Consider the following 14,202-nt stretch of genomic DNA (forward strand, 5'->3'; position numbering starts at 1 on the left):
TTCAAGCTGGAGAGTCTGATGAATTTTGAATTGCGATCGACAAGCGAATTGGTGGCAGGACGTACCGCTGCATATGTGCTGTCCTCAGGAGTGTCTGTCCCCGTGTGCTTGAGCCAGGCGCCCTTGGCAGAGGCGATTGACGCTGTGTTGCTGCGCAGGCCGGAAGATTTGGAGGTGCTGGCTAGGTTGCCGGAGTTTGCTGCGTTGCACCGGCTGCTGGAGAGCCATGATGAGGCCGTGCGCCTGGCTGAGCGCAAGGGTGATTTGCTGGCCGCGATGAGCAAGGGTATCCATGTGTTCGGTGCCCATCGGATTGGGCAGTCGGTCGTCAACGATGCCCGACGCGTCGGTATTACCGTGTCGGGCCTGCTAGACAACGATCCGGCCAAGTCCGGGCAGCGCCTGGACGGCATTGAGGTGTTCAATCCTGCTGCTATCGATCTGTCTGACTCAGTGGTGGTAGTTGCCAGTGGCCGCCACAGTAATGAGATCATCCGGCAAATAAAGGGCCGTTGCGGTCGGGTGATTAATTTCCATGAATTCCTTTATGCAACGGATTCGGCGCATGGCCCGGAATCTACTTTCGCTAATCTGACCAAGGATATTCTGGCTGGGCCTTACCGGTACTTATCGGCGTTCTTGCGGCTGAATGATGAGCAGTCCAGGTGGGCGTTCAACGGGTTGATCGATATGCGCATGTCGCTGTCGATCGAGCCTGCTGATGTTCACAAATCACCTTTCGCTGATGAGTACTTCGACAAGGCGTTTGTCAGCGCCGAGCGGGCTCGCCACTTTGTGGATGCCGGTGCATTCAATGGCGACACCTTGGCTTCTCTGGAGCGTCACTTCGGTCCGGTCGAGCGTGCGTACCTGTTCGAGCCGGAGATGGCACCTTATTACGCGGCCCTCAAACGCTTTTCAGAACGGCCCGAAGTGCTGTTGTTCAATATGGGGTTGGACAGCGACTACAGTCGTTTCGAATACGACCCGGTGCTGTCATGTAACCTCGCCGGTGAGGTCACCGGACCGATTCCAAGCAATATCACTTCTTATATTCAGGGCGTGCCATTGGAACAACTGGTGGCTGGCAAAGTAGGGTTGTTCAAGCTAGACATCGAGGGCATGGAAGAGAAAGCGTTGCTTGGCGCCACGGCCGTCATTCGGCGTGAAAAACCGGTATTAGCCGTATGTGCTTACCATCGTGCAGATGACTATTGGAAGTTGATTGATACAGTGACTGCGATTCGCCCGGATTATCGCGTGGCGATTCGGCACTACGCAGATATTCTTCACGATATTACTCTATATTTTTATTGAAGCTTATAGACATCCTGTTCAGGTTGTAGATTTCGAAGACGGTATTTTACGTAGTATCCAGCATTGGGTGTCTCCATGATTCGTTCGTTATATGCTCCTCGGCCTAACCCTTATTATGTTCTTGCTCCGGATTACCGCCGGAACTCCGCGGGTATCAGGGTGATGCACATGCTGTGCGATGCGTTAAATCGCTCTGGGCAGGAAGCTTATATGGTGGCAAATGTCCTGAACCCAGAACTGATGACACCACTGCTGACGAATAATGTAATCGCTCTGCATAAACAACAGGGGATGGAACCTATTGTTGTTTATCCCGAGGTCACCAGTGGTAACCCGTTACGCGGTGAGGTTGTCGCCCGTTATCTATTGAATACACCTGGGTTTCTCGACGGTGGCAAAGATTATGGTGAAGACGACATCTTGTTCGCATTCACGAAGGGTTTGTTATTGCCAGGTATGCCCGAAGAGAACGTAATGTTTCTTCAGCCTATCGATCTCAATGTATTCAAACTACCAGATAATCCGGCTCGGCGTATACCGGGCAAGATTTGTTACTATCAGGGGCGAACAGGCACTGGTCTTGATAGAAATATGTTGCCTGTCGATGCCGTCGAGATTACAGGCAGTTATCCGGCTACATGGGAAGGCCTGGTTGATATTTTTCAAACTTGCGAGTTTTTTTACTCATCGGCGACGACTGCGTTATCGGCTGAAGCTGCACTGTGTGGATGCATAGGTGTTGTTGTTCCCGGTGATGGTGCTCCGTTGAATTTTTCAGCTGAAGAAACTGGAAATTACGGGGTTGCTTGGGGGACGTCACCGCAAGAGATAGAGCGTGCCCGTCGAACGTTACCCTTGCTAAGGGAGAGCCTTGAGGCACAAGAGGTTTCGTTCTGGAGCTCGCTAGACTTGTTTATCAATACTACGCAGGGCGCTGCGTCGAAAATCAGATCGACTAAGCTTGAACTCGGCGTAGCCAAACGGCTCGAAACGCGAAACTTGGCGGCTCGCCAATTACAGGCTGGTTCATCCGCCGTTCAATGCTATATCCCCGCCATTGGGGTCGTTATTCTGGATCTGCATGGGAATAGCGATCAGTTAACTCGAACGCTTGATAGTCTGGCGGCTTGCGAGGGTGCGGGGGTTTCAGTCATTCCACTGATTGTGTCTCACTCGTCTGTACCGCATTTTGGAAATCCTGCTATTCGTGATGGTGATAATTTCGTAGAGGCGATTAACCAGGCTGTCCGTGCAAGCGCTTGCGAGTGGTTAATTGTCGTTCGTGCCGGAGACGAATTCACGCCTTCCGGTTTATTGATGACGTCGTTGAAGCTGGCGGAAATGGGTGACCATCAGGGCGTTTACACCGATGAAGTCGCGAGATTCGGAAATAACAGCGTCGAGGCATTACTCCGTCCTGATATAAATCTGGATCTTTTGCTCAGCTTCCCAGCAGGTTTTTCACGGCACTGGTTATTGCGTCGCGATCTTTGGCAGCAGATGGGCGGTTTTGCCACGGATCTTCATGAGGCATTCGAACTTCAGTTTGTTTTACGCCTGGTCGAATCGTTCGGTCTTCACGGCCTTGGGCATATCAGCGAACCGCTTCTGATTAGTGATGCTATATCACCTCAGGATATAGCCCAAGAACGAAATGTTATCGGGCATTATTTACAGCGCCGTGGCTACGATAATGCTCAAGTTAGCTCCTCTCGACCTGGTAACTATCAAATTGACTACGGTCATTCGCAAATTCCATTAGTCAGTGTTTTTGTTGTTGTTGATGGACAACTTCCTCAGGCGCAACTTTGTATGGATAGCCTGTTGGAAAATACGACTTATAGTCGCTTCGAAGTTTTGCTGCTGGATCGCGGTAACGAAGACTCATTGGTCGCAGATTGGCTCTTCGGTATCGAGCAGTTGGGTATTACCCAGTTACGCGTTCTGAGATTTACAAATGAGGCATCGCCGGCTGCGATTCGTAACCATGCGTGCACAGAAGCCAGTGGTGACTTTTTGTTGTTCCTCGACTCTTCTATTGGCGTAGTCGGTAAGGATTGGCTGCAGCAATTGCTCAATCATGCCATGCGCCCTGAAGTCGGGTGCGTGGGGGCCAAGTTGGTAGGCGGTGACGGCAGAATTCGCCACGCAATATCGTTGTTGGGGATGAACGCCATGGTAGGCGAACCATTCAAGAACAGCCCCGACGAGGCGGGTTACATGCAGCGCTTGCAGGTTGATCAAAGTTGCTCTGCCGTGGGTGAGCATTGTTTGATGGTCCATCGAGAACTGTTCATGTCAGTTGGCGGTTTCGATGAGTGTCTGTCGCCTTGGGCGGCCGCAGACTTTTGTCTGAAACTTTCTCAAGCGGGTTACATTAATATCTGGACGCCGAGGGTGAGGCTATTCATTAGTAATACGCAAGACTCTCCGTCGAGCACCGCTCAGGAAGATCTGATGTATGAGCGTTGGCTTCCGGTTTTGGCTCATGACCCTGCCTACAATACGAACCTGTCTCTGGCGGGCGATACTGCTTTCAACTTGGCTGATACAGCATGGCCCTTGCCGGTCTCAGTGGTTGAATCATCAACACCCAGGATCCTGGCGTATCCGGCGAGAAAAGCCGTTGATGGTCAGTCGAGGATTATTCAACCGTTTAATGCCTTGTGTAGAGGGGGGGTGATTGACGGCGCCCTTGCACGTGAGCTCATGTCGGTCACTGAACTGGCTCGCTTCGCCCCCGACAGCGTTCTATTTCAGCGGCAAATTGATAACTCACATATTGAGTCCATGCGACGCATGAAGAGTTTCTCCCAAGCCTTCAAGGTTTATGAGCTGGATCGATATCTGCCCGATACGCCAATACCCGGTTTTAACAGGGGGAATTATGGCTCGCAGGTGCTTGACACTATGCGGCAAGGTCTCGGACTTATGGATCGGCTGGTCGTTTCCTCAGAAATGCTTGCCGAGGTTTTTGAGGGCTTCAATCCCGATGTTCGGGTTCTCCAGAGTCGTCTCGACCCGAAAAGTTGGAGTGGATTGAGCAGTAAACGCCAAATTTGCGGCAAGCCTCGTATAGGACTGGTGGCACGTGGAACTCTGGCAAGTGACATTGAGCTGATCGCTGATGTTGTAGAGGTGCTGACGAATGAGGTTCATTGGGTGTTGATCGGCAGTTGTCCGGTACACCTGCGCGGTTTCGTCCATGAGGTACATGGGGAAGCTGACGAGGGATATCCGGCACGGCTTGCCTCCCTCAATCTCGATTTGGCCCTGGCTCCGCTGCAAAATACATTGTTGAATCGCTGTCGAAGTAATGAACGTTTATTGGAACTCGGATTTCTGGGCATCTCGGTGATTGGAAGTGACCTTGAGCCGCATCACGGTGATTTGCCGGTGACGCTGGTCAAAGATGGATTCGCGCCCTGGATGGAGGCGGTTCGCTCCTGCATGGCTGATCTGGATGCAGCACAACGCATGGGCGATACACTACAAGCCTGCGTTCGTAACAATTGGATGCTGGACGAACCGCATCTCAAGGTTTGGCGGGACATTTGGCTGCCCCGTTGAATTGCACCATCTTTGCGAGTCCGTAGGATATTGTCGCGGCGCGTGAGTCTGGAGCTACGCATATCAATCTTTTTCAATGCGAAGCCCGCATTCAGTCTGGAAGGGATGTACAAAGTATGAAAGTAACGTTGGACTCTCCGGTTGTTCTCCGCGATCTGCAACGGCTCAGCAAGCATCTGGATGCGTGCCGAGAGTTGGCTGGGAAGCATTTGCTGATTACCGGGAGCACGGGTTTTTTTGGAAAGTGGCTTCTGGCGTTGATTGCTTTCTTGAACAGTGAAGGTGCGGGCATTGAAGTCACGGCGGTTTCCAGATCGCCTGAGCGCTTTCTCGACGACTATCCGCAATACCGCCGATGCGGCTGGGTCACATGGTTGCAAGGCGATGTTCAGGCGTTGCATAACTTGCCTGAGCTGCGGCCGGTGGATATGGTTATTCACGCTGCTACCGATACCTTGGCGGGGGCTCATGGCGACCCATTGTGCATCTTCGATACGATACTTAACGGGGCGCGTAACGTACTGGACCTGGCGCTTGCTACAGGTGCCAAACGCGTGCTTTTCACTGGGACGGGCGCGCAGTACGGTGTTATTAGTCCTTCGCAGCCAGTCCCAGAAACACATACGTCGTCATGCAATAGCCTTCTAGCCAGCAGCGGTTATGCCGAAGCCAAGCGAGCTCAGGAAACGCTGGCTGCGTTATATGCAGATCGGCACGGACTGGAATCTATCCTGACACGGTGCTTTGCCTTTTCGGGGCCGGGTATTCCTTTGAATGCTCACTTTGCAATTGGTAATTTCATTAGGGATGCCATCGGTCATGAAGCGCTGGTGATGCAATCCACTGGTCAATCGGTACGCAGCTACCTGCATGGTGCCGATCTCGCAGTGTGGTTGTTGACGTTGCTGGTTCGAGGGCAGAGTGGGCAAGCTTATAACGTTGGGTCGGATCAGGGCCTGAGCATCGCTGAATTGGCCCAACGAGTGGTAGCCCGGGTGGCACCCGAAACACCCATCATAATGCCGAGGGCGCACGATGGGGAGGCTGCGGCTTCTTACTATGTACCTGATATTCAAAAGGCCCGCGCGTTGGGGTTGGATGACTGGACAACGCTGGACGAATCCATCGACAGCATGGTGGACTGGTACCTTGACCGCCCGTTGAGGTGATGAGTCTGTCAAGAAAGTATGGAGTTCGAAGGCCAAATTTCATCGAAATGCTGCGACTGCTGTAGCTTTGAAGGTTCGGTCTTGGTACCGAATCTGGCAGATCATCTGCACCGTCACTGAGCGGCAGCGCTGAGCTTGAGCACTTAACTCGAAGTGAAAAGTTGTACTCATATGCTTAGAGGCGTGACGCATAGGTCATAAAGTGCATCTTCACTGTATTGTGTTCCTCGTTGCGGGCGGTGAGTCTGCAGCGAGGATTCAACCATTTTGATGCGCCCTGACCTTTTCGGGGTGAACCTAGTAGCTGTTTATGATTGGGAAGCCATGATGATTGGCATAAAAAGCATAGCGAGTTACGTGCCGACCGCCGGTGTTGATAACTACGCTCAGGGTGCCAAATTCGCCAAGGATGAAGAGTTCATCCTGGGCAAGATCGGTTCGGCGTTCCTGCCGCGCAAAGATGCCGAGCAGGAGACTTCCGACCTGTGTGTTGAAGCAGTCAATGCCTTGTTCGCCAATAATCCGGATCTCAAGCGCGAGTCGATCGACGCGCTGATCGTGGTGACACAGAACGGTGATGAAGAGGGATTGCCCCACACCGCGGCGATCGTTCAGGACAAACTCGGCTTGCCGACGCACGTTGCCGCCTTCGATATTTCCCTGGGCTGTTCTGGGTATGTCTACGGTATCTATGCCCTCAAAGGCTTCATGGAGGCAGCAGGCCTGAAGAACGGCCTGTTGGTGACCGCCGATCCGTATTCGAAAATCGTCGATCCGGAAGATCGCAATACCACCATGCTCTTTGGTGATGCGGCCACCGCCACCTGGATGGCCGACGATGCGCCCTGGCAGTTGGGCAAGGCCAAGTTCGGAACTGATGGTTCCGGTGCGCCGCACCTGAAGGTCAGTGACGGGGTGTTCTTTATGAACGGCCGTCAGGTGTTCAACTTCGCCTTGTTGAAGGTGCCAGCGCACTTGCACGAGCTGCTGGATGAGTCGTCGCTGACAACCAGCGATATCGATGCCTTCTGTATTCACCAGGGCAGTGCTGCGATTGTCGACGCCGTAGCCCGTCGTTTTGAAGGCGAGCCTGAGAAGTTCATCAAGGATATGGTCGAGACTGGCAACACTGTCTCTTCCAGCATTCCTCTGCTGCTGGAAAAACACGTATTGCCCTCAAGCTGGAAACGCGTAGCCCTTAGTGGGTTCGGTGTCGGCTTGTCGTGGGGCTCGGCAATCATCTATCGCGCCTGATTTCAAAACGGTTTGTAAAGCGCTGCTGGCACCGCCAGTGGCGCTTTTTTTTGCATCAGACTTTTTACAGAAGCTTTTTTGACGTCATTTTTCAGCGTGACCCTGTGCCTAACCCCTTGTTTTATTGGGGATGGCCGTGTGCTAGTAATTTTTTTCAAAAAAGCCCTCAAGCAACCTGCTATGGCGACGATAACTATTACGAAGGTTCTCTAGGCCACACCCGGCGGTTGCCAGGGCCGGAAGCCGCAGTACCCAACCAACGAGGAATTCGTCATGGCTTTAACAGTAAACACTAACGTCACATCGTTGAACGTTCAGAAAAACCTGAACAAGGCTTCCGATGCTCTGTCGACTTCGATGACTCGTCTGTCTTCCGGCCTGAAAATCAACAGCGCCAAAGACGACGCCGCCGGCCTGCAAATTGCTACCCGTATGACTTCGCAGATCCGCGGTCAGACCATGGCGATCAAAAACGCCAACGACGGTATCTCCATCGCCCAGACTGCTGAAGGCGCGATGCAGGAACAAACCAACATTCTGCAACGTATGCGTGAACTGGCCGTCCAGTCGCGAAACGACAGCAACAGCTCCGACGACCGTGATGCTCTGAACAAAGAGTTCTCGCAGATGAGCGCTGAGCTGACTCGTATCTCTGCTTCCACCAACCTGAACGGCAAAAACCTGCTCGACGGTTCCGCCAGCACCATGACTTTCCAGGTTGGCTCCAACACTGGTAGCTCGAACCAGATTACTCTGGACCTGACTGGCAAGTTCGACGCCACCACTCTGGGTGTCGGTTCGGCAATCACCATCGCTGGTTCCGACAGTGCTACTGCCGAAACTAACTTCTCTGCCGCGGTTGTTGCGATCGACGCTGCACTGAAGACCATCAACACCAGCCGTGCTGACTTGGGTGCTGCCCAAAACCGTCTGACCAGCACCATCTCCAACCTGCAGAACATCAACGAAAACGCCAGTGCTGCACTGGGTCGCGTACAAGATACCGACTTCGCTGCTGAAACTGCACAGCTGACCAAGCAACAAACTCTGCAACAAGCTTCCACCGCAGTTCTGGCTCAGGCCAACCAACTGCCATCCGCTGTACTGAAACTGCTTCAGTAATAGCTGATGTGTTTTTGGCGGGGGAGTGCGCTAGTCGCACTCTCTCGCTTTTTCAATTCAAGAGGTGATGGACATGGATATGAGCGTTAAGCTGAACTTGTCTTATCCAGCTGCTAAGCCTGCAACGCCTGTTGCCGAGCCTGTGGCGGAGAAGCCTCAAGCCGCTGCTGCGGTTGCGGCGACGGTCAAGGATGAAGCAAAAGACACGACTAGCGAGCGAGACAAGCTTAAAATGGCCGTTCAGGAAATTGAAAAGTTTGTGCAGTCGGTCAAGCGAAACCTGGAGTTCTCGATTGATGAACCCTCAGGCAAAGTCGTCGTCAAAGTTATAGCCAGTGACTCCGGTGAGGTGATCCGTCAGATCCCCAACGAGGAAGTCCTGAAGTTGGCTAATAGTTTGAATGACGCAAGCAGTCTGCTGTTCAGCGCTCGAGTCTGACAGCTGGCACAAATTTTGTTGCTATGTTCTTTTGGGCGTTGTAGTGGTCAAAAGACCGGCGAGACACTAAAAGGGAGTTCCTCATGGCAAGTCCAATTCTACCAGGCACGGGTTTAGGCTCTGGTCTGGACACCGGTGCAATCGTCAAGGCTCTGGTCAATGCTGATAAAGCGGCCAAACAAGGGCAGATTGACCGTGGCACCACCGCCAATACCGCATCCATTTCCGGTATCGGTACTCTCAAGTCGCTGATGGCGACGTTCCAGACGACCTTGACGGCGCTGGGTAACACCTCTGAGCCTCAGTTCACTGGTTTTGTTGCGACTCCTTCCGATCCTAAAGTTCTTTCTGCCACGGCCAATAACTCGGCGATCAACGGTGTTTACAACATCAAGGTCGATCAGATTGCCACTGGCTCGAAAATTGCCTCGGCGGCATTCAAGGACGGTCCAAAGAGTACGATCACAGCTGGCACAATGGTGATCACTACGGGGGCTTCGAGTGCTAATACGGCCAAGACCTATAACTTGGAAATTCCGGATGGCGCGACTCTGGAGTCGGTCGCCAAGTCGATCAACGACAAGTATCAGTTCAGTGGCCTGAGTGCCAACATCGTGACCGACAGCTTTGGTTCGCGCCTGGTGGTCAGTTCGTCTAACACGGGTGCCGGTTCTGATATTTCGCTCAGTGGGATTCCTGAGCTGAAAGTCGATGGCACGAAGGTGATGGCGGGTACCGGTGGGAAAGATGATACCTCGGTGGCTTCGGCTGCATCGTCGGGCGCCGTCGGGGCTATAGCTCAGGACGCGAAGTTCAGCATCGATGGCATGCCGATTACCAGTGCGAACAACAAACTCGACAACACTGTTTCCGGGTTGTCGATGACTCTGTTTGCAGTGGGTGAGTCGCGGGTTGTGGTCAGTCCGAACAACGATGGCCTGAAGGCTTCGGTGCAGAAGTTCGTCGATGCGTACAATGCGGTAGTTAACGCCATTACTTCGCTGACCAAGCCTTCTCTGGATGACGATGGCAATCCGACCATTGCTGCTGCACTCACCGGCGACGCATTGCCGCGTTCGATCCTGGCAGCCATGCGGGGCCCCTTGGCCGAGACTGGTAATGGCGACAAGTTGACCGTGCTTTCACAGTTGGGTATCACTACCGACCAGAAAACCGGCGCATTGAACTTCAATACCACCAAGTTCGACGCCGCGATGAACGACAAGAAGCTGGGTGGTGAAGTGCAGACGCTGTTCTCGGGTGATAATGGCCTGATGAGTCGCATGACCAAGGCTATCAAGCCTTACACTGATACCGGTGGCATTCTGGCAACGCGCAGTGATGCGCTGACCAAGACCAAGACGAAGCTCGCCAACGATCAATTGGCGCTGGATCGTCGCATCGAATCCCTGACGGCCGTACTGACCAAAAAGTACAACGACATGGATACTCTGGTCGGCAAGCTCAAAGCCACTGCGAGCAACATCACCTCGATGTTTGAAGCGATGAACGCCCAGCAGAAAAGCTGATAGCCGCTAGTGCCAAAAGCCCGGCGGCGCCTTTTGGTGTTCCGGGCTTTTGTGTTTCAGGCCTAAAGATTTTTGACGCGTTGTCGATACACTGGTTATACGAACCACAGAATTTGCATGAGGTAGAGCATGAATCCAATGTTAGCCCTTCGCCAATATCAGAAAATTGGTGCCCAGGCGCAGACCTCCGAAGCCAGCCCGCACCGTCTGGTACAGATGCTGATGCAGGGTGGTCTGGACCGTATCGCTCAGGCCAAAGGCGCCCTGGAACGCAAGGACATTCCCAACAAAGGCATTCTGATCGGCAAGGCCATCGGCATTGTCGGTGGTCTGCGCGAGGGGCTGGATCTGGAAAACTCGCTCGACACCCTGGGCGAGCTGGATAGCCTCTACACCTACATGATGAAGCGTCTGGCAGAAGCCAACGTGAAAAGCGATCCCCGGATTCTCGATGAGGTCGCAGGTTTGCTCCGCACGGTCAAAGATGGCTGGGATGCCATCGCCGAGCCTGGTCCGCAGTTTTAAGGAGATCGCCATGAGTCTTGTATTGCAGCGAATCGAACACACCCGTGATGCCCTGGTCGGAGCCCTGGCCGAGCGTAATTGGGAAGCCATTGGTGAGTTGGACCTGGCGTGCCGTTCCTGCATGGAAGACGTCTTGAGTGAAGCTTCGGTGGACGAGGCGGCGTTGCGCAATAATCTTGAGGAGTTGCTTGGGGTCTACAAGCAATTACTGGAGGCGGCGAGTGGTGAGCGTCAGGCGATTGTCGACGAGATGTCGCAGATCCATCAAGCACAGAGCGCGGCAAAGGTTTACCATCTGTTCGGTTAATGTTGAGTTAATCCGAACCTGGCGCGCCATAAATTTGACTGTGCACGCTTTTTTGACTTAACTAGTGCTGTTTTCAGATTTCAGACGTCTATAAGGCAGATAATGCCTACAAGCGTCTAGCTTGCCCCTCATTCTGGGCATTGAGTTGACTAGGGAAGTTGCTATTGCATGTGGCGTGAAACCAAAATTCTGCTGATCGATGACGATAGCGTCCGCCGCCGCGACCTGGCGGTAATTTTAAATTTTCTCGGCGAAGAAAATTTACCCTGCGGCAGCCATGACTGGCAGCAGGCGGTCGGCTCTTTGTCATCAAGTCGTGAAGTCATTTGCGTACTGATCGGGACGGTGAGTGCTCCTGGCGCGCTTTTGGGCTTGTTAAAGACACTCTCAACCTGGGATGAGTTCCTTCCAGTTTTGTTAATGGGCGATAATTCTTCCATTGACCTGCCCGAAGACCAGCGTCGGCGAGTGCTTTCGACCCTGGAAATGCCCCCCAGCTACAGCAAACTGCTCGACTCCCTGCACCGTGCCCAGGTCTATCGTGAAATGTACGATCAGGCCCGCGAGCGCGGTCGTCATCGCGAGCCGAACCTGTTCCGCAGCCTGGTAGGCACTAGTCGCGCGATCCAGCATGTGCGGCAGATGATGCAGCAGGTGGCCGATACCGACGCCAGTGTGCTGATCCTTGGCGAGTCCGGCACGGGCAAGGAAGTGGTGGCGCGCAACCTGCACTATCATTCCAAACGCCGCGACGCGCCATTTGTGCCGGTCAACTGTGGGGCGATTCCTGCGGAACTGCTTGAAAGCGAATTGTTCGGCCATGAGAAGGGCGCCTTTACCGGGGCGATCACCAGCCGGGCTGGCCGTTTCGAGTTGGCTAACGGTGGCACCCTGTTCCTCGACGAAATCGGCGATATGCCTCTGCCGATGCAGGTCAAGCTGCTGCGGGTCTTGCAGGAACGTACCTTTGAGCGTGTGGGCAGCAACAAGACCCAGAGCGTCGACGTGCGGATCATTGCGGCGACCCACAAGAACCTTGAAAGCATGATCGAGGTCGGCAGCTTCCGCGAAGACCTGTACTACCGCCTGAACGTATTCCCGATCGAGATGGCCCCGCTGCGCGAGCGCGTCGAGGACATCCCGTTGCTGATGAACGAGCTCATCTCGCGCATGGAGCACGAGAAGCGCGGGTCGATACGCTTCAACTCCGCCGCCATCATGTCGCTGTGCCGCCATGGCTGGCCGGGCAACGTCCGCGAGCTGGCCAACCTGGTGGAGCGCATGGCGATCATGCATCCCTATGGGGTTATCGGCGTGGTCGAGTTGCCGAAGAAATTCCGCTATGTCGATGACGAAGACGAACAACTGGTCGACAGCCTGCGCAGTGAGCTGGAAGAGCGCGTGGCGATCAATGGCCATGCGCCGGACTTCGCGTCCACCGCCATGTTGCCGCCTGAAGGCCTGGATCTGAAGGACTACCTGGGCAGCCTTGAGCAGGGCTTGATTCAGCAGGCGCTGGACGATGCCAATGGCATTGTTGCGCGTGCAGCGGAGCGCTTGCGTATTCGTCGCACCACCCTGGTGGAGAAGATGCGCAAGTACGGCATGAGTCGTCGTGAGGGTGATGAACAGGCGGATGATTGACGCCTGTTTTTCAACTCGTTGAAATGGCTGTGGTTTTTTTTAGGCACGGGTATTGCTAAGTCTCTTGCAACGTTCCGTTTAACTGACGGTCAGCCAAGCGAGAGAGCACGATGCCCCAAGCCGCCCAGATGTCTCATGTCCCTGACGCTCCGGGGCAATCGTCGTCCGTAGAGCAGGCAAGCCGGCTTGGCCTTGAGCAGGCGTTTGCCTTGTTCAACCAGATGTCGAGCCAACTTACCGACTCCTACAGCATGCTTGAAGCGCGGGTCACCGAGCTCAAGGGTGAGTTGGCGGTGGTCAGCGCACAGCGCATGCAGGAATTGGCGGAAAAAGAACGCCTGGCCAATCGCCTGCAAAACCTCCTTGATCTGTTGCCGGGTGGCGTCATCGTCATCGACGGCCAGGGCATGGTCCGTGAGGCCAACCCGGCGGCCTGCGAATTGCTCGGTCTGCCGCTCGAAGGGCAACTGTGGCGCCAGGTCATTGCCCGCTGCTTTGCGCCTCGTGAAGACGATGGTCATGAAATCTCCCTCAAGGACGGGCGCCGCCTGTCGATTGCCACGCGCTCGCTGGATGCCGAGCCGGGGCAATTGGTGCTGCTTAACGACCTGACTGAAACCCGACACCTGCAAGACCAGCTGGCGCGCCACGAGCGCCTGTCCTCCCTCGGGCGCATGGTTGCCTCCCTGGCCCACCAGATTCGTACGCCGTTATCGGCGGCTTTGCTGTACGCCAGTCATTTGACTGAGCAGGAGTTGCCGCTGGCAACCCAGCAGCGTTTCGCCGGGCGCCTGAAGGAGCGTTTGCACGAGTTGGAGCATCAGGTGCGCGACATGTTGGTGTTCGCCCGGGGCGAGCTGCCGCTGACCGATCGCATCACCCCCAAATCCTTGTTGCAGTCGCTGCAGGCGGCCGCCTCGACCCAGGTCCAGGACGTGCCAGTCCGTTGGCAGTGCGACAGCCATGCCGGCGAGTTGCTGTGCAATCGCGACACCCTGGTCGGCGCAGTACTCAATCTGATTGAAAATGCGATCCAGGCCAGTGCCGGCCAGGCACGGCTCAAGGTGCACCTCTACACCCGCGATAACACCTTGCGCCTGTGCGTCAGTGACAGTGGCAGTGGAATCGAAGAAGCGGTGCTGGCGCGCCTTGGCGAGCCGTTTTTTACCACCAAGGCCAATGGAACCGGCCTTGGCCTGACGGTGGTCAAGGCGGTGGCCCGTGCCCATCAGGGAGAATTGCAGCTGCGCTCGCGTTCGGGGCGTGGAACCTGTGCGCTGGTGACCTTGCCGTTGTTCTCCAGCGCTCACGCAACGGAGTGAAAGT

At 54.5% G+C, this 14,202-nt stretch carries 11 protein-coding genes; all 11 read left to right on the forward strand.

Features of this window, described 5'->3' with window-relative positions:
* The first annotated feature begins 18 nt into the window (after positions 1-18).
* Positions 19-1,317, forward strand: a complete 1,299-nt coding sequence (locus tag JFU57_RS16095) for a hypothetical protein (protein WP_201130024.1) — start codon at positions 19-21, stop codon at positions 1,315-1,317.
* A gap of 75 nt (positions 1,318-1,392) precedes the next feature.
* Positions 1,393-4,887, forward strand: coding sequence for a glycosyltransferase (locus JFU57_RS16100; protein ID WP_201130026.1), 3,495 nt, complete (start codon positions 1,393-1,395; stop codon positions 4,885-4,887).
* Positions 4,888-5,003: 116 nt separating this feature from the next.
* Complete coding sequence (locus tag JFU57_RS16105; protein ID WP_201130028.1) at positions 5,004-6,056, forward strand: NAD-dependent epimerase/dehydratase family protein; 1,053 nt, start codon at positions 5,004-5,006, stop codon at positions 6,054-6,056.
* Between the two features lie 327 nt (positions 6,057-6,383).
* Positions 6,384-7,310 carry a ketoacyl-ACP synthase III gene (locus JFU57_RS16110; protein WP_201132129.1) on the forward strand — a complete coding sequence of 309 codons (927 nt, stop codon included), beginning with the start codon at positions 6,384-6,386 and terminating at the stop codon, positions 7,308-7,310.
* 273 nt (positions 7,311-7,583) lie between these two features.
* Positions 7,584-8,432, forward strand: a complete 849-nt coding sequence (locus JFU57_RS16115) for a flagellin domain-containing protein (protein WP_201130030.1) — start codon at positions 7,584-7,586, stop codon at positions 8,430-8,432.
* 73 nt (positions 8,433-8,505) lie between these two features.
* Positions 8,506-8,871: a flagellar protein FlaG gene (locus JFU57_RS16120; RefSeq protein ID WP_078471272.1), complete on the forward strand. Its 366-nt coding sequence runs from the start codon at positions 8,506-8,508 to the stop codon at positions 8,869-8,871.
* 83 nt (positions 8,872-8,954) lie between these two features.
* Positions 8,955-10,400, forward strand: coding sequence for a flagellar filament capping protein FliD (gene fliD, locus JFU57_RS16125; RefSeq protein WP_201130032.1), 1,446 nt, complete (start codon positions 8,955-8,957; stop codon positions 10,398-10,400).
* Between the two features lie 129 nt (positions 10,401-10,529).
* The gene (gene fliS / locus JFU57_RS16130; protein ID WP_078470979.1) at positions 10,530-10,925 is read left to right on the forward strand and encodes a flagellar export chaperone FliS; all 396 of its coding nucleotides are present in this window, start codon (positions 10,530-10,532) and stop codon (positions 10,923-10,925) included.
* 10 nt (positions 10,926-10,935) lie between these two features.
* Entirely contained in the window at positions 10,936-11,232 is a 297-nt protein-coding gene (locus JFU57_RS16135; RefSeq protein WP_020299299.1) for a hypothetical protein, read from the forward strand.
* 168 nt (positions 11,233-11,400) lie between these two features.
* Complete coding sequence (locus JFU57_RS16140) at positions 11,401-12,876, forward strand: sigma-54 dependent transcriptional regulator (RefSeq protein ID WP_201130034.1); 1,476 nt, start codon at positions 11,401-11,403, stop codon at positions 12,874-12,876.
* A gap of 128 nt (positions 12,877-13,004) precedes the next feature.
* Positions 13,005-14,198: a sensor histidine kinase gene (locus JFU57_RS16145; RefSeq protein WP_201132130.1), complete on the forward strand. Its 1,194-nt coding sequence runs from the start codon at positions 13,005-13,007 to the stop codon at positions 14,196-14,198.
* Positions 14,199-14,202 lie beyond the last annotated feature (4 nt).

The sequence above is a fragment of the Pseudomonas sp. TH07 genome (assembly GCF_016651285.1).
Classification (GTDB): Bacteria; Pseudomonadota; Gammaproteobacteria; order Pseudomonadales; family Pseudomonadaceae; genus Aquipseudomonas.